Genomic DNA, 18458 nt, shown 5'->3' with positions numbered 1-18458 from the left:
GGTGAATATTGTGAAGACCAAAAAGCAGCAATATGTAACGATAAAAGGAACAAAGAATGGGTTAACATTGCATCTGGATGATGCGTGTTCTTTTGATGAGCTTCTCGATGGTCTTCAGAATATGCTGTCAATTGAACAATATACCGATGGAAAAGGCCAGAAAATCAGCGTCCATGTTAAGCTGGGAAATCGCTTTTTATATAAGGAGCAAGAGGAACAGCTAACCGAATTGATTGCGTCAAAGAAAGATTTGTTTGTTCATTCTATTGACAGTGAAGTCATTACTAAAAAAGAAGCACAGCGGATAAAAGAGGAAGCCGAAATTATTTCTGTATCAAAAATTGTCCGTTCAGGCCAGGTGCTGCAGGTAAAAGGCGACTTGCTCCTGATCGGTGACGTTAATCCCGGCGGAACAGTCAGGGCCGGAGGGAACATTTTTGTTCTGGGCTCCCTGAAAGGAATCGCGCACGCCGGGTTTAACGGAAATAATCAAGCGGTCATCGCCGCCTCTGAAATGCTGCCGACACAATTAAGAATCAATCATGTGTTAAATCGCTCCCCAGACCACATTCAAAAAGGGAACGAAATGGAATGTGCTTATTTAGATACAGACGGAAATATGGTCATTGAACGCCTTCAACATTTGGCTCATTTAAGACCTGATCTAACAAGGCTTGAGGGAGGAATGTGAATTGGGTGAGGCTATCGTAATAACTTCGGGAAAAGGCGGAGTAGGTAAAACAACAACATCTGCGAACCTCGGTACCGCCTTAGCCATTTTAGGGAAGCGCGTATGCTTAGTGGATACTGATATAGGACTGCGCAACCTTGATGTTGTAATGGGTCTTGAAAATAGAATTATTTACGATCTTGTAGACGTTGTAGAGGGCAGATGCAAAATGCATCAGGCGCTCGTAAAAGACAAACGTTTTGATGATCTGCTCTATTTAATGCCTGCTGCTCAAACGAGCGATAAGACAGCTGTTGCTCCTGAACAAATTAAAAACATGGTCCAAGAGCTCAAACAGGAATTTGACTATGTCATCATAGACTGTCCTGCGGGAATCGAGCAAGGGTACAAAAATGCCGTTTCCGGAGCTGATAAAGCGATTGTGGTCACTACGCCTGAAATCTCAGCCGTTCGTGATGCTGACCGTATTATAGGGCTGCTGGAGCAAGAAGAAAATGTTGAATCGCCGCGGCTTGTTGTAAACAGAATCAGAAATCACCTGATGAAAAACGGTGACACGATGGATATCGACGAAATCGTACAGCATCTGTCGATTGATTTGCTCGGAATCGTGGCTGATGATGATGAAGTCATTAAAGCTTCCAATCATGGCGAACCGATTGCGATGGACCCGAAAAACCGCGCTTCCATTGCATATCGAAATATTGCCCGCCGTATTTTAGGTGAATCTGTTCCTTTACAAGTGCTTGAAGAGCAAAACAAAGGAATGATGGCTAAGATTAAGTCATTTTTCGGCGTAAGATCTTAATGTGATAGAATCAAAGAGAAGAATCTGACAAAGCAAATGCTGTGTCAGGTTTTTTTGTTTTTGTCTGCTTTGTTCCTGACTAAACCGAATATTTGCCATGGACAAGACATATGATGTACAAACCCAACGAATGCAAAGGATGATGGCAATGAGTCACAGAGCAGATGAAATCAGAAAACGATTAGAGAAAAGAAGAAAACAGCTTTCCGGCTCAAAACGTTTCTCTACTCAGACAGTTTCTGAAAAGCAGAAACCCCCGTCCTGGGTGATGGTAACGGATCAGGAAAAGCATGGAACACTTCCGGTCTACGAAGATAACATGCCAACATTCAACGGAAAACACCCATTGGTGAAAACAGATTCAATTATCCTGAAATGTCTTCTTTCGGCCTGCCTTGTTCTCGTTTCGGCTATAGCCTATAAAACAAACATTGGACCTGCCAGCCAGATTAAACCCGCAGTTGCCAAAACTTTCGAAACTGAATTTCAATTTGCTTCGGCAAGCCATTGGTTTAAAACGAAATTTGGAAATCCGCTTGCTTTTCTGGCTCCTGAACACAAAGATAAGGAACAGCAGGTTGAAGTAAGCAAAGATCTGGTCGCGCCTGCATCCGGGAAAGTACAGCAGGATTTTCAGAACAATGGGGAAGGAATTAAAGTTGAAACAAGCAGCGATACGATTGATAGCGTAAAGGAAGGCTATGTGGTTGAAGTCAGCAAAGACAGCCAGACGGGATTGACGGTTAAGGTGCAGCATGCTGACAACACCTACAGTATTTATGGCGAGCTCAAAGATGTGGATGTTGCTTTATATGATTTTGTGGATAAAGGCAAAAAGCTTGGTTCAATTAAGCTTGATGATCATAATAAAGGGGTCTATTATTTTGCCATGAAAGACGGCGATAAATTTATTGATCCGATTCAGGTGATTTCATTTGAATAAATGGCTCGACCTTATCTTAAAGATCCATGTGCATCCTTTTCTTTGGATTATCGCGGCGCTGGGGCTGCTTACAGGTCATATGAAAGCATTATTATGTCTGCTCCTGATTGTATTGATTCATGAGCTGGGGCATGCTGCTCTGGCTGTGTTTTTTTCTTGGAGAATCAAGCGTGTATTTTTGCTGCCGTTTGGCGGAACGGTTGAAGTGGAAGAGCACGGGAATCGGCCGTTAAAGGAAGAATTTGCGGTCATTATTGCCGGCCCTCTTCAGCACATCTGGCTTCAGGTTGCTGCCTGGATGCTTGCAGAAGCCTCAGTGATTCATCAGCATACCTTTGAACTCTTCACCTTTTATAATCTTTCTATTTTATTTGTCAATCTACTGCCGATTTGGCCGCTGGATGGCGGAAAACTGTTATTTTTGTTGTTTTCCAAACAGCTGCCCTTTCAAAAGGCTCACCGGCTCAATCTAAAAACGTCGCTCTGCTTCTGCCTGTTGCTTGGGTGCTGGGTTTTATTTGTGATTCCTCTGCAAATCAGCGCATGGGTTTTGTTTGTCTTTCTGGCTGTTTCTTTGTTTGAGGAATATAGGCAAAGGCACTATATCCATGTGAGATTTCTTCTTGAAAGGTATTACGGAAAAAATCGGGATCTTGAGAAACTTCTGCCGCTGACAGTAAAGGCGGAGGATAAAGTCTATCACGTGATGGCCGAGTTCAAACGCGGCTGCAAACATCCAATTATTATTGAGAAATCAGGCGAGAAGCTCAGCCAGCTTGACGAGAATGAAGTGCTGCACGCTTACTTTGCCGATAAGCGGACGAATTCCTCCATGGAGGAACTGCTGCTGCCTTACTAAAATCGATTGACAAACGTCTTGTATTTTGGTATATTTTTTAATGTTATGGATGTAGCACCATTGCTACAACCGCTCAGTACAGGTGTTAAGAGCTTTTACAGCCCCCTGGTATCTGGCGAGTCTTAGTCTAATAGGAGGTGCAGAGAATGTACGCAATCATTAAAACAGGCGGTAAACAAATCAAAGTTGAAGAAGGCCAAACTGTTTACATCGAAAAACTTGCTGCTGAAGCAGGTGAAACAGTTACTTTTGAAGACGTTTTGTTTGTTGGCGGAGACAACGTGAAAGTCGGCAACCCTACAGTTGAAGGCGCGACAGTAACGGCTAAAGTTGAAAAACAAGGCCGCGCGAAAAAAATCACTGTTTTCAGATACAAAGCAAAGAAAAACGTTCATAAAAAACAAGGTCATCGTCAGCCTTACACTAAATTGACGATCGAAAAAATCAACGCGTAAGCATGATTCAGGCAACAATCAGAAGGTCTCATGATAAAGGCATATTGTCTTTTGAAATGACGGGCCATGCGAATTTTGCTGAACATGGACAAGATCTTGTTTGTGCCGGAGTGACAGCCGTTGTGTTTGGAGCCGTTAACGCGGTCATTGTGCTCGCAGGCTTCGAGCCGCTTCTTGATATAGGAGAGGACGGGGGTTATTTTTATTTTGAATTTCCTGAATCTCTTGATCCGGATGCGCGCCAAAAAGCTCAGCTGCTGATTGAAGGCATGATTGTTTCGCTAGAGACAATCGAACGAGATTACAAAGACAACTTGCGTGTGACCACAAACATAATATAGGAGGTGAGCTACATGCTTAGATTAGATCTTCAGTTTTTCGCTTCTAAAAAAGGAGTAGGTTCTACAAAGAACGGACGTGACTCTGAGGCTAAACGTTTAGGTGCTAAACGTGCTGACGGTCAATTCGTAACAGGCGGTTCTATCCTTTACCGTCAACGCGGAACAAAAATTTACCCAGGTGAAAACGTGGGCCGCGGCGGAGATGACACTCTATTTGCGAAAATCGACGGAACTGTTAAATTCGAACGTTTCGGCCGTGACCGCAAAAAAGTGAGCGTATATCCTGTAGCTCAATAATGATTCAAAAAACTCCGGTCGTTGATGACTGGAGTTTTTTTTGCAATACGCGGAGTAAACACCTAGAATGAAATGCAGAGTATGTGCGAGCAGACCCCGCCAAGAATGAGAATAAATATCTCAAACCCACTGGATATGTTCCCCAAGCAGTAATACATAAAATGTTCTGCCTGGCTGCAAATCAACCAAAGCGCCAGAAAAAAGGAACATGATATTTCTGGGAAAAACAATTGTTTTTCTAACAAAGCCTTCTCTGTTATAATTCATAATACACACTTATACAGACTCCTAAATAAGAAATTAAATGATTGGGAGTGCGAAAATGAAGGATGTTTCAAAAAATCAAGAAGAAAATATAAGCGACACGGCATTAACAAACGAACTGATTCATCTGCTTAGCCATTCCCGGCATGATTGGATGAATAAGCTGCAGCTGATTAAAGGAAACTTAAGCTTACAGAAGTATGACCGCGTCTTTGAAATGATTGAAGAAATGGTTATAGACGCAAAGCACGAATCAAAGCTCTCAAACCTGAAAACACCGCATTTGGCGTTTGATTTTCTTACATTTAATTGGAAAACCCATTATATGACGCTTGAATATGAAGTTCTTGGAGAAATTAAGGATTTGTCGGCATATGACCAAAAGCTGGCGAAACTGATGAGAAAGCTGTTTCATCTGTTTGATCAAGCAGTCAGCAGAGAGAGTGAAAATCATTTAACGGTTTCGCTTCAAACGGATCATCCTGATAGACAGCTGATTCTGTACCTTGATTTCCACGGCGCCTTTGCCGATCCATCTGCTTTTGATGATATTCGGCAGAATGGATATGAGGAAGTTGATATCATGCGTTTTGAAATCACAAGTCACGAATGTCTGATTGAAATTGGATTGGACTAGCGGAGTTTTTAACGGTTAGAACGGAGGACATTATGTTTGTAGATCAGGTCAAAGTATATGTAAAAGGCGGCGACGGCGGCAACGGGATGGTTGCGTTTCGCCGTGAAAAGTATGTGCCAAAAGGCGGCCCTGCCGGCGGCGACGGAGGAAAGGGAGGAGACGTCGTTTTTGAAGTGGATGAAGGTCTCCGCACCCTGATGGATTTTAGATACAAAAAACACTTTAAAGCGATTCGCGGCGAGCATGGCATGTCCAAAAACCAGCACGGACGAAATGCTGATGATATGGTCATTAAAGTTCCGCCGGGCACCGTTGTGACAGACGATGATACAAAACAGGTCATCGCTGATTTAACAGAGCACGGACAGCGGGCTGTCATTGCAAGAGGCGGAAGAGGCGGAAGAGGGAATAGCCGCTTTGCTACACCGGCTAATCCCGCGCCTCAGCTTTCAGAAAACGGCGAGCCGGGAAAAGAACGCTACATTGTTCTTGAATTAAAAGTGCTTGCAGATGTCGGACTTGTCGGGTTCCCGAGTGTGGGAAAATCTACTTTGCTGTCTGTTGTCTCATCTGCAAAACCGAAAATTGCGGACTATCACTTTACAACGCTTGTCCCGAATCTCGGCATGGTTGAAACGGATGACGGACGCAGCTTTGTCATGGCCGATTTGCCGGGGCTGATTGAAGGCGCACACCAAGGCGTCGGACTGGGCCACCAGTTTTTGCGCCATATTGAACGGACACGAGTTATTGTTCATGTCATTGATATGTCCGGCTTAGAAGGCCGCGATCCGTATGATGATTATGTCACGATTAATCAGGAACTGAGCGAGTACAATCTGCGACTCACTGAGCGTCCGCAAATTATCGTTGCAAATAAAATGGACATGCCGGAGGCTGCGGAAAATCTCGAAGCCTTTAAAGAAAAGCTGACGGATGATTATCCGGTATTCCCGATCAGTGCGGTGACAAGAGAAGGTCTGCGTGAGCTTCTGTTTGAGGTTGCCAATCAGCTTGAGAACACACCGGAATTCCCGCTGTATGACGAGGAAGAGCTTACACAAAACCGTGTCATGTACACGATGGAAAATGAAGAAGTGCCATTTAACATTACACGCGATCCAGACGGTGTATTTGTGCTTTCAGGAGACAGCCTTGAGCGGTTATTCAAGATGACTGATTTCTCACGTGATGAATCGGTTAAACGGTTTGCAAGACAGATGCGCGGAATGGGTGTTGATGAAGCACTCAGAGAACGCGGAGCCAAGGATGGAGATATAATCAGGCTTCTGGAATTTGAATTTGAATTTATTGATTAATGAATGTTGGCTGAAAAGAGAGCCTGGTGTCAGGCTCTCTATTTTAAAGGGGAGATGCAAATGAAAGAGGAGACATTTTATCTTGTCCGTGAAGATGTATTGCCCGATGCAATGAGAAAAACGTTGGAAGTCAAAAAGCTGCTTGATCGAAAAAAAGCAGACTCAGTAGCAGATGCCGTTCAAAAGGTTGATCTAAGCCGAAGTGCATTTTATAAATACAGAGATGCTGTTTTTCCATTCTATACTATGGTTAAAGAACAAATTATCACACTTTTCTTTCATTTAGAGGACAGGTCAGGTGCGTTATCTCAGCTCCTTCAGGCGGTAGCTGATTCTGGAAGCAACGTTCTTTCCATTCACCAGACCATTCCGCTTCAAGGAAGAGCAAATGTGACACTGTCTATCAGTACGTCTGCAATGGAAGAAGACATTCATACATTAATGAATAAGCTCAGGAAGTTTGATTTTGTAGAAAAGGTTGAAATATTAGGTTCAGGTGCATAAGGGAGAGAAAATCGTCATGAAAGTCGGTTATTTAGGTCCAGCAGCTACATTTACACATCTAGCAGTCAGTTCTTGTTTTCAAAACGGCGCCGAACATGTGGCTTACCGCACCATTCCGGAGTGTATAGATGCGGCAGTTGCAGGCGAAGTTGATTTCGCTTTTGTTCCTTTGGAAAATGCATTAGAAGGATCAGTAAATCTGACAATAGACTATTTAATACATGAACAGCCCTTGCCTATCGTGGGTGAAATGACGTTGCCGATTCATCAGCATTTGCTCGTCCATCCCTCTAGAGAGAATGCGTGGAAAGAGCTCGACAAAATTTACTCACATTCGCACGCGATTGCGCAATGCCATAAATTTCTCCATCGTCAATTTCCTTCCGTTCCATATGAATACGCCAATTCTACCGGGGCGGCAGCAAAGTTTGTCAGTGACCATCCCGAGCTGAATATCGGGGTCATTGCCAATGATATGGCAGCTTCTACATACGAATTAAAAATCGTGAAACGGGATATACAGGATTATAGGGACAATCATACAAGATTTGTTATCCTGTCCCCGGATGAAAACATATCTTTTGAAGTGAATTCAAAATTGAGTTCCAGGCCGAAAACGACCTTAATGGTCATGCTTCCGCAGGATGATCAGTCGGGGGCGCTGCATAGAGTGCTGTCTGCATTTTCTTGGAGAAATTTAAACTTGTCAAAAATTGAGTCACGTCCGACTAAAACGGGATTAGGCCATTATTTCTTTATTATTGATATTGAGAAAGCGTTTGATGATGTCTTGATTCCAGGAGCCATGCAGGAACTTGAAGCGCTTGGCTGCAAAGTGAAGCTTTTGGGTGCATACCAGTCCTACCAATTATAAAAAAAGCCCTCTAGAGGGCTTTTTTTAGTCTTTAATTAAAATGCCGGCTTCTTCGAGTGCTTGGCAGGCTTGATCAATGCGGTGTTCATCAGATGCTGTCAGTGTGTGCAGATGCACGCCGTCGGTCAGCTGTGACAAGTAGGCAGCATTCGTAGAATTGATTTTTTTAATGAAATGGCTAACTTCCTTCCGGGTGCCTACTCGGATGGCTGCAGTTAAATCTCCGTAAACGGGATGCTCAATTTTTACGTCTTTCACTGTAACGCCTTCGTCCACGATGAGCTGCAGTTCCTCTTCTGTCCGTTCAGGACTGTGCAGACATGCTATGATCCTTTCCGCCTGCTGGTGCTGCTGAGCGGCCGCATCCATGTATACATATCCTTGGCTTGTGGCGATAATCGGTTCATTTTTCGCTTTCAAGAGCGATATATCCTGTACAATAACCTGTCTTGAAACGTTTGCTTTTTTTGCGAGTTCTCCTCCTGTCAGCGGTGATGTAGATTCCTTCAGCCACAGAAGAAGCTGGTCACGCCTGTTGGCGCCCATAAGCTTTAATTCCTCGGTCAATATCAAATTCTCCTTTCTTTTGTTCCCAAAGCATTGTAAACGTATGTAATAACTGATCTAGCTGGTCAGCTGTTGTATGCCTGCCAAAAGAGATGCGGATAAATTGCAGAGCCTCTTGTTCCGTTTTTCTTAATGCTTTCATCGTTGCTGACGGACCGTGGTAACCGGCAGAACAAGCGCTGCCCGTTGAAATGCAAATATTGCTCCGATTACATTCTAACATAACATATTGTCCTTCAAATGAGTGAAAAAAACACCCTACAATATGCGGAAGACATTCTGTTTGTGAAGTGTCTGCCGCAAGGGTTACAGGGAGAGACCGCATACGGATTTGGTCTAGAAAGTATGTTCTTAATGCCTCATTGCGGGATATCTGTTTTTCCATTTCGCTTACGATCCATTCCGCAGCAGCAGTGAAGGCTCCGATCCCAGGAACATTTACGGTGCCGGCCCTGAATCCTCGTTCGTGAGTAGTGAGAGGATAAACGGGTTTCCAAGAGACATCCGGCCGGATATAGACCGCACCCACTCCTTTAGGTCCATGGATTTTATGGCTCGATATTGAGAGTGCATCTACTCCCAAATCTTCTGTATTGATAGGAATTTTCCCAAACGTTTGAACAGCGTCGCAATGAAGAAGAATATCCCTGTTATGCAGGTATGAAGACAGATGTTGAATGGGCTGAATGATCCCGGTTTCAGAATTGGCATGCTGAATAGATATCAAGCCTGTCTCCGGACGGATATGAGCTGCTAATATTTCCTCGGTAATAAGCCCGTATTCATTCGGTTGAATGATGGTGACATCAAATCCATGCTGTTCCAGATATGCAGCACAGTTTTGAATAGACTGATGCTCCATGGCGGTCGTAATAAAATGTCTTTTCGTTTTTGGCAGGCCGTTTAGCAATGATTGAATGGCCAGAAAATTAGATTCAGTGCCGCCGCTTGTAAAATAGATGCCGCTTGCTTCACCGCCAATGATGTTGGCGATTTTTTCACGGCAGTACTCCAGTATGTGATTTGCTTTTCCTCCTGCATCGTGCAGGCTGCTTGCATTTCCGTACATATCCATGCTGAGCTTCTGATATACGTTAAGAGCCTCCTCACAAATCGGTGTTGTCGCTGCATAATCTAAATAAATCATCCGGTCTTCCTCCATCCGTTCTCCATAAAAAACTCTTGAGTTTATTTTATCCTTGTGTAAATATAGGTGTCAAGACAGGTGTAAACAACAGGAGGGTGACATATGTCTAAAAAGACGATTACAGTCATCGGTTCAGGGGCGGCGGCACTTTCTTTAGCGGCAGCTTTCCCGCCGTCATACGAAGTGACTGTTATCACAAAAAAAAGCGTCAAAAACAGCAATTCTGTCTATGCACAAGGCGGGATTGCTGCGGCCTATACAAAAGGTGACTCGATTGAAGCCCATCTGGAGGATACGTTATACGCAGGGTGCGGCCATAATAATCTAGCTATTGCAGCAGATGTGTTACATGATGGAAAAATGATGATTCAAAGCCTATTGGAGCGTGAATTTCCATTTGACCGCAATGAACGAGGCGATGTTTGTCTCGGAAGAGAAGGAGCCCACTCATACAACCGTATATTTCATGCGGGCGGAGACGCAACAGGCAGGCTGCTTGTCGATTATTTGCTCAAACGGATCGACAGCAAAATTAAGTTAATCGAGCATGAAACGGCAGCAGAGTTGCTTATAGAGGATGGCCGCTGTATCGGCGTTATGACAAAAGACTGCAAGGGGCGGCTCAAGGTAAGGCATGCAGACGAAGTTGTGCTGGCTGCCGGCGGCTGCGGGAACCTGTTTCTTCACCATACGAATGATCCCTCTGTCACAGGTGACGGTCTTTCTCTGGCTTACAGGGCCGGAGCGGAAGTAACGGATTTAGAGTTTACACAGTTTCACCCGACACTGCTTGTGAAAAATGGTGTTTCCTATGGGCTTGTTTCAGAAGCTGTCAGAGGGGAAGGCGGATGTTTAGTAGACGAAAACGGCCGCCGGGTTATGGCTGACCGGCACCCTTTAGGTGACCTGGCTCCAAGGGACGTTGTCTCACGGGTTATTCATGAGGAAATGGCAAAAGGAAATCACGTTTATATTGACTTCAGTGCGATTTCTGATTTTGAAGCGCGTTTCCCTACCATCACCGCCATTTGTGAAAAAGCAGGGGTTGATATCCATAGTGGAAAAATCCCTGTTGCTCCGGGAATGCACTTCTTAATGGGAGGTGTTTCAGTTAATCGCTGGGGAGAAACGACAGTACCGGGGCTTTATGCGATTGGCGAGACTGCATGCTCTGGTTTACATGGAGCAAACCGGCTTGCGAGCAATTCCTTATTGGAGGCGCTGGTGTTTGGAAAAAGGGCAGCAGAGCATATTATGCAAAAACCGGTTTATAACAGGCAATATCAAGCGACTCCCAAAAACGTATTCTACGAGGTGCCGGATATAGAGGTGCATGAACTGCAAAGCAAAATGACAAGCCACATGTCTATTCTGCGGGAACAAAGCAGTTTGATTGAGCTTAGCATCTGGCTTCATACGCTGCCTTTTCAAAAAAAGAATGTGAAGGATATCACAATTCGGCAGCTGGAGCTTTCTCATTTATGGCAAACTGCAAAGCTGATGACGTTTTCTGCGCTTTTACGGGAGGAAAGCAGGGGGGCACACTTCCGCACCGATTTTCCTCATGCTGAGGTGAGCTGGCAGGGAAGACAAATTGTCCATACAAAAAAAGGAACCAAGATCAGAATAAACGAAGGGATTTGGAACAATGAATCATTTACAGCTGAAAAAATTACTGAATCACTTTTTTCTTGAGGATATTGGGTCAGGGGATCTTACATCGCAGTCTATTTTTGGAGAGCAGAGCTGTGAAGCGGAGATTGTTGCAAAGTCAGAGGGGATCTTTGCAGGGGCTGCGGTGATAAAAGAAGGCTTTGCTTTATTAGATAAAAATGTTCAAATCATTTTACACAAAAAAGATGGGGACATTTTGCGAAAAGGTGAAGTGATTGCAGTATTACGAGGTCCGGCCGCAACGCTTCTTTCAGGAGAGCGGGTCGTATTAAATCTTATTCAAAGACTGTCAGGAATTGCGACGATGACAAGAGAGGCTGTCCGCAGGCTGGATGATGAACAGATTAAAATTTGTGACACGAGAAAAACAACACCGGGGCTGAGAATGCTGGAAAAATACGCTGTCAGAGCGGGTGGCGGGTATAATCATCGATTCGGCTTGTATGACGGTGTCATGATTAAAGACAATCATATTGCTGCATGCGGCTCTATTTTAGAGGCATGCCAGAAAGCTCGTCAGGCCGTGGGGCATATGGTAAATATCGAAGTGGAAATTGAAACGGAGGACCAGCTGCGGGAAGCAATTGAAGCAGGCGCAGATGTTATTATGTTTGACAACTGTCCGCCAGATACGGTCCGTCATTTTTCAAATCTCACACCGAATCATATAAAAACTGAAGCCTCTGGCGGGATTACGTTAGAATCTTTGCCTGCTTTTAAAGGGACGGGTGTGAATTATATTTCCTTAGGATTTCTGACTCATTCCGTCAAAAGTTTAGATATCAGCATGGATGTTACGTTATCAAATGAATCTGTGGAGGAATGCCGTTATGTCAATTCTTGATGTGATCAAACAATCGAATGATATGATGCCGGAAAGTTATAAAGGACTGTCAAGAAAGGATATGGAAATGCGTGTTGCCGCCATTAAGGAAAAGTTCGGCAGCAGGCTCTTTATACCAGGCCATCATTATCAAAAGGATGAAGTGATACAATTTGCTGACCAAACCGGCGACTCCCTGCAATTGGCCCAAGTAGCGGAAAAAAACAAAGAAGCGGATTACATTGTATTTTGCGGCGTTCACTTTATGGCAGAGACCGCTGATATGCTGACAGGCGAGCAGCAAACGGTTGTCCTGCCAGATATGAGAGCTGGATGTTCTATGGCTGACATGGCTGACATGCAGCAAACCAATAGGGCATGGGAGAAGCTTCAGCATATATTTGGAGATACGATCATACCTTTAACTTATGTGAACTCCACTGCGGAGATCAAGGCATTCGTCGGAAAGCATGGCGGAGCAACTGTGACTTCTTCGAATGCGAAAAAAGTGCTTGAATGGGCGTTTACACAGAAAAAAAGAATTTTATTTTTGCCTGATCAGCATTTAGGGAGAAATACGGCTTATGATCTGGGCATAGCGCTTGAAGATATGGCGGTGTGGGACCCGATGACAGATGAATTAGTGACTGAATCCGAGCATACGAATGTGAAAGTGATTTTGTGGAAAGGGCATTGTTCTGTTCACGAGAAATTCACCACTAAAAATATCCATGATATGAGAGAGCGTGACCCCGACATTCAGATCATTGTGCACCCGGAATGCTCCCACGAAGTCGTGACACTAAGCGATGATAGCGGATCAACTAAATATATTATCGACACAATCAACCAGGCTCCGGCGGGAAGCAAGTGGGCAATCGGGACAGAAATGAATCTTGTCCAGCGGATCATTCACGAGCACCCTGATAAACAAATCGAATCACTCAACCCTGACATGTGTCCTTGCCTGACAATGAACCGAATCGATTTGCCGCATTTGTTGTGGTCGTTGGAACAAATTGAAAAAGGAGAGCCTTCAGGCGTCATTAAGGTGCCAAAAGCCATTCAGGAGGATGCACTCCTTGCCCTGAATCGAATGCTTTCGATCACGTAGATCAGAAATATTTCCCTTCCTGTACTCATAACTTCTTTTGTTCAGGCATATGTTGTGAAGAAACATATTGTAATCACAGCTGAACTGTTCACGTTTTGCATAGGAGGGGAAAACGTTGAAAATCCATATCGTTCAAAAAGGCGATTCGCTCTGGAAAATAGCTGAAAAGTACGGAGTCGATGTTGAGGAAGTGAAAAAACTCAATACACAGCTTAGTAATCCAGACTTAATCATGCCTGGAATGAAAATAAAAGTGCCGTCAGAAGGAGTCCCGGTCAGAAAAGAGCCAAAAGCGGGCAAAAGTCCTGCGGCCGGGAGCGGGAAGCAAGAACATCCATATGCGAAAGAGAAGCCTAAATCCGTTGTCGACGTAGAAGACACAAAGCCGAAAGAAAAGAAGTCCGTGCCGTATGTCCCGCCGATGCCTAATTTGCAGGAAAATGTGTATCCTGAAGCTGATGTGAACGAGTATTATGACATGAAACAGCTTTTCCAGCCTTGGTCGCCTCCTAAACCGGAGGAGACGAAAAAACATCATGACGGAAATATAGATCATATGTATCATATGCAAGATCAATTTCCACAACAGGAGGCTATGAGTAATATGGAAAATGCAAATTATCCGAATATGCCTAATATGCCAAAGGCGCCAGAAGTAGGCGGTGTAGAAGAAGAAAACGTTCATCACACAGTTCCGAATATGCCGGCTGTTCAGCCTTATTTTCATTATCCGGCTCATTTCGTACCGTGTCCGGTGCCTATTTCGCCAATTCTTCCAGGATCCGGATTGTGCTATCCGTTACATCCTGCACATGCTTATCCAATGTACCCGATGCATGGATACCAGCCAGGCTTTGTCTCACCTCAGTATGACCCGGGTTATGAAAACCAGCATCATGAAAACAGCCACCACGGACATTACGGTTCATACGGTGATCCGCATTACGCATCTCCGGCTTATGGATCTCCGTATGGACATATGCCTTATGGCCCTTATTATGGCACTCCCCAAGTAATGGGAGCGTACCAGCCTGCTGCGGCTCCTGGTTACATGCCGTACAAAGATCATGACGACTGCGGCTGTGACGGTGATCATCAGCCATATTTCACTGCGCCTGGCCACTCGGGACTGGGATCTTATGGAAGTCCTAATATGCCATATGGCACCGCTAACCCAAATCCAAACCCATATTCGGCAGGAGTTTCTATGCCAATGACGAATCAGCCTTCTGTAAACCAAATGTTTGGCCGGCCGGAAGAGGAAAATGAGTGATCGTTCGGAACGATGTAAATCGTTCCTTTTTTTGTTTTCAAGCAGATCACTGCCAAATGGACAGAACTGACACGCTTAACATGCCCCTCGGACGCACATGATAAAAACGAGCAAACATGCTCAATTCGTCCACGGGGGGTTTTTCCATTGGGTAAAAAAATGACGATCGCTAGCTTGATTCTTATGACAGCCGGCTTAACAGCATGCGGAGCAAACGATAATAATGCCATGAATGATACGCGCAATAACGGCAATACCCGTCCAATCGGATATTATACAAATGAAAACGATGCTGACAGACAGGGAGACGGAATCGACCACGATGGTCCTGTTTCTGAATTAATGGAGGATCAGAACGACGGTAACCGAAACACCACGAATGTAAATAACCGTGACCGTGTTACTGCTGACGATCGCGTTCCTCTGGCTACTGACGGAACATATAACAACACGAATAACCGAAACATGAATCGGAATGTGGCGTACAATGGGTATGACAACCAAGAAAACAGAAGACTGGCGGCCAAAATTGCCAACCGTGTGAAACAAGTGAAAAACGTCAATGACACACAAGTGATGGTATCGGATGACCGAGTAGTTGTCGCAGTCAGAAGCCACAGGGATTTCACAAAGTCTGACAGAGATAATGTCGCAAAAGCTGCTCGCAACTATGCGAATGGCCGTGACGTCCAAGTATCGACAGATAAAGGGCTGTTCAGAAGACTTCATAAAATGAACACCCGCTAAGGATGAAAGGCTGCCGGAAGATAGTGATATTCGGCAGCCTTTTTCTTTGCATCAGCGAACAATACCCATTAAAGTGTACATAGAAAAAGGAAAAGCAGGTGAAAACATGGCAGGCCATTCTAAGTGGAAAAACATACAAAAGAGAAAAAATGCACAGGATGCAAAGCGCGGGAAAATATTTATGAAGCTTGCGAAAGAAATCTATGTGGCAACGAAAGAAGGCGGAGCGGATCCGGAAGCAAATTCAGCATTGCGTCTAGTTATCGAAAAAGCAAAAGGCGCCAATATGCCGAATGATAATATAGACCGGGCCATTAAAAAAGCTGCGGGAGGCCAAGATGGAAGCAGCTATGAAGAAATCACCTATGAAGGCTACGGTCCTTCAGGGATTGCCGTTATGGTTGAATGCGTAACAGATAATAAAAACCGAACGGCGTCAAATGTGCGAACTGCCTTTAATAAAAATGGCGGAAGTCTGGGAGAGAGCGGATGTGTAGCCTTTTTATTTGAACGGAAGGGATTCATTACGATAGACCGGACTAAACAGCAAATAGAAGAAGATGAACTCATGCTTGATGTGCTGGAAGCAGGAGGAGAAGAGCTGCGGGCTGAAGAAGACTTGTATGAGGTTTTAACAGAGCCTGATTCTTTTGAAGAGGTAAAAACAGCGCTCGAATCGAAATATCCAATTTCTTCAGCGGAGGTGACCATGCTCCCCAAAACCTATGCAGATGCCGATGACCAGGCTGTTGAGAAACTGGAAACATTAATAGACATCCTTGAAGAAGATGATGATGTTCAAGAAGTGTATACCAATTATCGCTCATAAAAAACCGGCACGATGTCATATCGGGCCGGTTTTTAGTTTGTTTAAGAGACACGTTCATTTTCGTTAGTGTATTCTTTCTCCCAGAAATCAGCGTTTTTGATACCCAGCGCTTTCGGATCAAAGACCGGGTCTAAGCCCTGCTTCTTTTGGCGTTCATAATCCTTTAAAGCGAGAAGCGCCGGTTTGGCAAGCAGCACAATGGCAATGACATTCAGCCATACCATAATGCCAAGCCCTGCATCGCCCAATGCCCAAGCAAGTGAAGCTGTTTTCACAGTCCCATAGAACGTGGCGGCTAAAATAATCAGTTTTAAGCCGAGCATTGCCCATTTGCTTTCTCTGCCCCGTGCTAAATAAGCAATATTTGTTTCTGCGATGTAGTAATACGCCATAATTGTTGTAAATGCGAAGAAGAATAAAGCGATGGCAACAAAGCCTGCACCAAATCCGGGGAGAACACTGTCAATTGCCGCTTGTGTGAAACCAGGTCCTGCTTCTACGCCTTTAAGGTGATGGACGATAAAGGAACCATCTGCAGCCTGGGTATTGTACATACCGGTAAACAAGATCATGAAAGCTGTAGCGGAACATACAAATAAGGTGTCGATATAAACAGAAAATGCCTGAACCAGCCCCTGCTTGACCGGATGAGAAACTTCTGCAGCGGCTGCGGGATGCGGTCCTGTTCCCTGGCCGGCTTCGTTTGAGTAAATCCCACGTTTAACACCCCAGGAAATCGCCATGCCAATTAAGCCGCCAAAAGCGGAATCCAATGCAAAAGCGCTTTTGAATATCAGCGAGATCACAGCAGGCAATTCAGACACGTTCATGACAATAATAATCAAAGACAGCAGGATATATCCAAGGGCCATAAAAGGAACAATCATTTGCGCCGCATTAGCAATTCGTTTGACGCCGCCAAAAATAATAAACCCTAATAATAAAACGAGAGCACACCCTGTAATGAAAGGAGAGATGCCGAATGCATTTTTGACCCCGGCCGCAATGGAGTTGGACTGTACGCCCGGCATCAGAAGGGCCATTGCAATCAGGGCAGCAGCGGCAAATAAGACGGCAAACCACTTAATGCCTAAGCCTTTTTCTATATAATAAGCAGGGCCGCCCCGATATTGACCGTCTTGTTTCACTTTATAAATTTGGGCAAGCGTTGATTCAACAAAGGCACTCGCCGCCCCGATAAAGGCAATCGCCCACATCCAGAACACAGCGCCGGGTCCGCCGAATGCAATTGCTGTCGCCACTCCTGCGATGTTTCCTGTACCCACTCGGCCGGACAGCGCAATTGATAATGCTTGAAAAGAAGAAACGCCAGCTTCAGAGCTCTTTCCTTTAAACATCTGAACAATCATTTCTTTCAAATGTCTGACTTGTAAAAAACGGGTCATAATTGAAAAGATCAATCCAATTCCCAATAAAATATAAATGACGGGGGTACTCCATAAGACCGCGTTTAAACTAGCAACAATATCTGCCATCAAGCTTCCTCCTCACTTCCATTCGAATACATGTATAAAAAGGATTTTGGGCTAATCGAACTATTTCTACAATCGATTTGTCACATTATATGACTGATAATTATCAATAAGAAGAGGAAGGAAAAAAGAAAAAACGCGGCGTATCGATTACGCTGCGTTTTTCTGCAGAGGCCGACTTAGGGCATTTGTTATAAAATTCTTGCAACAATTAGCCTAGTTCAGTCAATCCGTATATAAAAGAACAAGCGAGCACAATTGCTTGTTCTTCTTATTCATGTATCGTCACCTCACTTGTGCCTGAGGCGGTTCTTCACGGATCCAATGATCATCTTTTCGCCAATCATACGTTTCATCTGTATCGAGGTGTAATGTCTGATTGCCGATTTTCACTGTGTTGTGATTGATCCACGTCACTGCTGGACGGCTGTCCGGATAATTCCAATAGATTGTTCTCTTAACAAGTGTTTTTTCATTTACAAGTTCACCTCTGGCCGCATCTAAGCTTAAGGTGTTTTGGGATATGTAAGTGTTTAACGTATAGCTGCCGTCAGGCGATTCAACCGATTGGACGAGGTTTCCTTTCGGAACGTTTTTTAGTGAAAATAACATCCAATAAACGGCGCCGCCGAAGAATACCAGCAGCACAAACATCAACGGGACTTTACTGCGTGTCTTGATGTGACTCTCTCCCTTTTTTTCTCTCATTTTACCATATATCGGATTCATATGATCTTTACATTTCTTTAAAATTAACTTAATAAAGGAATGATATGATGAAATAAAACCAATCAGGGTG

Annotated in this window: 21 protein-coding genes, 1 pseudogene and 1 other annotated feature; of the genes and pseudogenes, 17 read left to right on the top strand and 5 right to left on the bottom strand. The window is 44.3% G+C overall.

All coding sequences use genetic code 11. The features are described from left to right. Nucleotides 1-10: 10 nt before the first annotated feature. The 7 genes from minC to rpmA all read left to right on the top strand — a co-directional run bounded on the left by minC (nucleotide 11) and on the right by rpmA (nucleotide 4394). Nucleotides 11-691 (top strand): septum site-determining protein MinC, encoded by a 681-nt coding sequence (gene minC / locus C1T29_RS15930; RefSeq protein WP_014664847.1) that lies wholly within the window; start codon nucleotides 11-13, stop codon nucleotides 689-691. A 1-nt stretch (nucleotide 692) separates the two neighbouring features. Further along, the gene (gene minD / locus C1T29_RS15925) at nucleotides 693-1499 is read left to right on the top strand and encodes a septum site-determining protein MinD (protein ID WP_014664846.1); all 807 of its coding nucleotides are present in this window, start codon (nucleotides 693-695) and stop codon (nucleotides 1497-1499) included. Nucleotides 1500-1647: 148 nt separating this feature from the next. Further along, nucleotides 1648-2442 (top strand): stage IV sporulation protein SpoIVFA, encoded by a 795-nt coding sequence (spoIVFA, locus tag C1T29_RS15920; protein ID WP_103749939.1) that lies wholly within the window; start codon nucleotides 1648-1650, stop codon nucleotides 2440-2442. Then, nucleotides 2435-3301, top strand: coding sequence for a stage IV sporulation intramembrane metalloprotease SpoIVFB (spoIVFB, locus tag C1T29_RS15915; RefSeq protein ID WP_014664844.1), 867 nt, complete (start codon nucleotides 2435-2437; stop codon nucleotides 3299-3301). Before spoIVFA ends, spoIVFB begins: the two co-directional genes overlap by 8 nt. A gap of 57 nt (nucleotides 3302-3358) precedes the next feature. Then, nucleotides 3359-3434 (top strand) — a sequence feature (ribosomal protein L21 leader region). A gap of 13 nt (nucleotides 3435-3447) precedes the next feature. Continuing rightward, complete coding sequence (gene rplU / locus C1T29_RS15910; RefSeq protein WP_010330275.1) at nucleotides 3448-3756, top strand: 50S ribosomal protein L21; 309 nt, start codon at nucleotides 3448-3450, stop codon at nucleotides 3754-3756. Nucleotides 3757-3758: 2 nt separating this feature from the next. Continuing rightward, nucleotides 3759-4097: a ribosomal-processing cysteine protease Prp gene (locus C1T29_RS15905; protein ID WP_014477547.1), complete on the top strand. Its 339-nt coding sequence runs from the start codon at nucleotides 3759-3761 to the stop codon at nucleotides 4095-4097. A gap of 12 nt (nucleotides 4098-4109) precedes the next feature. Continuing rightward, the gene (gene rpmA / locus C1T29_RS15900; RefSeq protein ID WP_003222623.1) at nucleotides 4110-4394 is read left to right on the top strand and encodes a 50S ribosomal protein L27; all 285 of its coding nucleotides are present in this window, start codon (nucleotides 4110-4112) and stop codon (nucleotides 4392-4394) included. Between the two features lie 120 nt (nucleotides 4395-4514). Here the strand turns inward: rpmA and C1T29_RS15895 are convergent. Beyond that, nucleotides 4515-4639 (bottom strand): annotated as a pseudogene (locus C1T29_RS15895) (hypothetical protein). Nucleotides 4640-4716: 77 nt separating this feature from the next. On the opposite strand from C1T29_RS15895, the gene spo0B reads away from it, so the two are divergent. The 4 genes from spo0B to pheA are packed head-to-tail and all read left to right on the top strand — an operon-like array spanning nucleotide 4717 to nucleotide 7992. After that, the gene (gene spo0B / locus C1T29_RS15890) at nucleotides 4717-5295 is read left to right on the top strand and encodes a sporulation initiation phosphotransferase Sop0B (protein WP_071581532.1); all 579 of its coding nucleotides are present in this window, start codon (nucleotides 4717-4719) and stop codon (nucleotides 5293-5295) included. A gap of 32 nt (nucleotides 5296-5327) precedes the next feature. After that, nucleotides 5328-6614: a GTPase ObgE gene (obgE, locus tag C1T29_RS15885; RefSeq protein WP_014664841.1), complete on the top strand. Its 1287-nt coding sequence runs from the start codon at nucleotides 5328-5330 to the stop codon at nucleotides 6612-6614. Nucleotides 6615-6674: 60 nt separating this feature from the next. Continuing rightward, entirely contained in the window at nucleotides 6675-7118 is a 444-nt protein-coding gene (gene thrR / locus C1T29_RS15880; protein WP_003222630.1) for a transcriptional regulator ThrR, read from the top strand. A 16-nt stretch (nucleotides 7119-7134) separates the two neighbouring features. Further along, nucleotides 7135-7992, top strand: a complete 858-nt coding sequence (gene pheA, locus C1T29_RS15875; RefSeq protein WP_040082272.1) for a prephenate dehydratase — start codon at nucleotides 7135-7137, stop codon at nucleotides 7990-7992. 24 nt (nucleotides 7993-8016) lie between these two features. Here the strand turns inward: pheA and C1T29_RS15870 are convergent, their stop codons facing one another. Beyond that, nucleotides 8017-8559, bottom strand: coding sequence for a transcription repressor NadR (locus tag C1T29_RS15870; RefSeq protein WP_103749940.1), 543 nt, complete (start codon nucleotides 8557-8559; stop codon nucleotides 8017-8019). Then, the gene (locus C1T29_RS15865) at nucleotides 8519-9706 is read right to left on the bottom strand and encodes an IscS subfamily cysteine desulfurase (protein ID WP_103749941.1); all 1188 of its coding nucleotides are present in this window, start codon (nucleotides 9704-9706) and stop codon (nucleotides 8519-8521) included. Before C1T29_RS15865 ends, C1T29_RS15870 begins: the two co-directional genes overlap by 41 nt. 102 nt (nucleotides 9707-9808) lie before the next feature. On the opposite strand from C1T29_RS15865, the gene nadB reads away from it, so the two are divergent. The 6 genes from nadB (at nucleotide 9809) to C1T29_RS15835 (ending at nucleotide 16166) form a co-directional block, all read left to right on the top strand. Further along, nucleotides 9809-11401, top strand: coding sequence for an L-aspartate oxidase (gene nadB / locus C1T29_RS15860; protein WP_071581530.1), 1593 nt, complete (start codon nucleotides 9809-9811; stop codon nucleotides 11399-11401). Beyond that, nucleotides 11355-12224: a carboxylating nicotinate-nucleotide diphosphorylase gene (gene nadC / locus C1T29_RS15855; protein ID WP_071581529.1), complete on the top strand. Its 870-nt coding sequence runs from the start codon at nucleotides 11355-11357 to the stop codon at nucleotides 12222-12224. Before nadB ends, nadC begins: the two co-directional genes overlap by 47 nt. Then, nucleotides 12211-13317: a quinolinate synthase NadA gene (gene nadA / locus C1T29_RS15850; RefSeq protein WP_040082277.1), complete on the top strand. Its 1107-nt coding sequence runs from the start codon at nucleotides 12211-12213 to the stop codon at nucleotides 13315-13317. The genes nadC and nadA overlap by 14 nt, the downstream gene beginning before the upstream one ends. Nucleotides 13318-13432: 115 nt before the next feature. Next, a complete protein-coding gene (safA, locus tag C1T29_RS15845; RefSeq protein WP_103749942.1) occupies nucleotides 13433-14590 on the top strand; it encodes a spore coat assembly protein SafA in 1158 nt (385 codons plus the stop codon). A gap of 147 nt (nucleotides 14591-14737) precedes the next feature. After that, nucleotides 14738-15337: a spore germination protein SgpA gene (sgpA, locus tag C1T29_RS15840; protein WP_040082279.1), complete on the top strand. Its 600-nt coding sequence runs from the start codon at nucleotides 14738-14740 to the stop codon at nucleotides 15335-15337. A 106-nt stretch (nucleotides 15338-15443) separates the two neighbouring features. Beyond that, nucleotides 15444-16166, top strand: a complete 723-nt coding sequence (locus C1T29_RS15835; protein ID WP_103749943.1) for a YebC/PmpR family DNA-binding transcriptional regulator — start codon at nucleotides 15444-15446, stop codon at nucleotides 16164-16166. A 41-nt stretch (nucleotides 16167-16207) separates the two neighbouring features. On the opposite strand, the gene C1T29_RS15830 is transcribed toward C1T29_RS15835, so the two are convergent. Continuing rightward, entirely contained in the window at nucleotides 16208-17662 is a 1455-nt protein-coding gene (locus C1T29_RS15830) for an alanine/glycine:cation symporter family protein (RefSeq protein ID WP_103749944.1), read from the bottom strand. A 282-nt stretch (nucleotides 17663-17944) separates the two neighbouring features. Next, entirely contained in the window at nucleotides 17945-18271 is a 327-nt protein-coding gene (locus tag C1T29_RS15825; protein WP_231516583.1) for a DUF5412 family protein, read from the bottom strand. Between the last annotated feature and the right edge of the window lie 187 nt (nucleotides 18272-18458).

It is taken from the genome of Bacillus sp. MBGLi79 (genome assembly GCF_002953915.1).
Note: the sequence above shows the minus strand (reverse complement) of the source record. Positions and strands in the feature narration are given on the sequence as shown.

Bases quoted from the DNA above. Each gene is read 5' to 3' on its own strand.
- spoIVFA (WP_103749939.1), top strand. From the start codon at position 1,648: ATGAGTCACAGAGCAGATGAAATCAGAAAACGATTAGAGAAAAGAAGA.
- rplU (WP_010330275.1), top strand. From the start codon at position 3,448: ATGTACGCAATCATTAAAACAGGCGGTAAACAAATCAAAGTTGAAGAA.
- C1T29_RS15905 (WP_014477547.1), top strand. From the start codon at position 3,759: ATGATTCAGGCAACAATCAGAAGGTCTCATGATAAAGGCATATTGTCT.
- rpmA (WP_003222623.1), top strand. From the start codon at position 4,110: ATGCTTAGATTAGATCTTCAGTTTTTCGCTTCTAAAAAAGGAGTAGGT.
- spo0B (WP_071581532.1), top strand. From the start codon at position 4,717: ATGAAGGATGTTTCAAAAAATCAAGAAGAAAATATAAGCGACACGGCA.
- obgE (WP_014664841.1), top strand. From the start codon at position 5,328: ATGTTTGTAGATCAGGTCAAAGTATATGTAAAAGGCGGCGACGGCGGC.
- thrR (WP_003222630.1), top strand. From the start codon at position 6,675: ATGAAAGAGGAGACATTTTATCTTGTCCGTGAAGATGTATTGCCCGAT.
- pheA (WP_040082272.1), top strand. From the start codon at position 7,135: ATGAAAGTCGGTTATTTAGGTCCAGCAGCTACATTTACACATCTAGCA.
- C1T29_RS15865 (WP_103749941.1), bottom strand. From the start codon at position 9,706: ATGATTTATTTAGATTATGCAGCGACAACACCGATTTGTGAGGAGGCT.
- nadB (WP_071581530.1), top strand. From the start codon at position 9,809: ATGTCTAAAAAGACGATTACAGTCATCGGTTCAGGGGCGGCGGCACTT.
- nadC (WP_071581529.1), top strand. From the start codon at position 11,355: ATGAATCATTTACAGCTGAAAAAATTACTGAATCACTTTTTTCTTGAG.
- nadA (WP_040082277.1), top strand. From the start codon at position 12,211: ATGTCAATTCTTGATGTGATCAAACAATCGAATGATATGATGCCGGAA.
- C1T29_RS15835 (WP_103749943.1), top strand. From the start codon at position 15,444: ATGGCAGGCCATTCTAAGTGGAAAAACATACAAAAGAGAAAAAATGCA.
- C1T29_RS15830 (WP_103749944.1), bottom strand. From the start codon at position 17,662: ATGGCAGATATTGTTGCTAGTTTAAACGCGGTCTTATGGAGTACCCCC.
- C1T29_RS15825 (WP_231516583.1), bottom strand. From the start codon at position 18,271: ATGTTATTTTCACTAAAAAACGTTCCGAAAGGAAACCTCGTCCAATCG.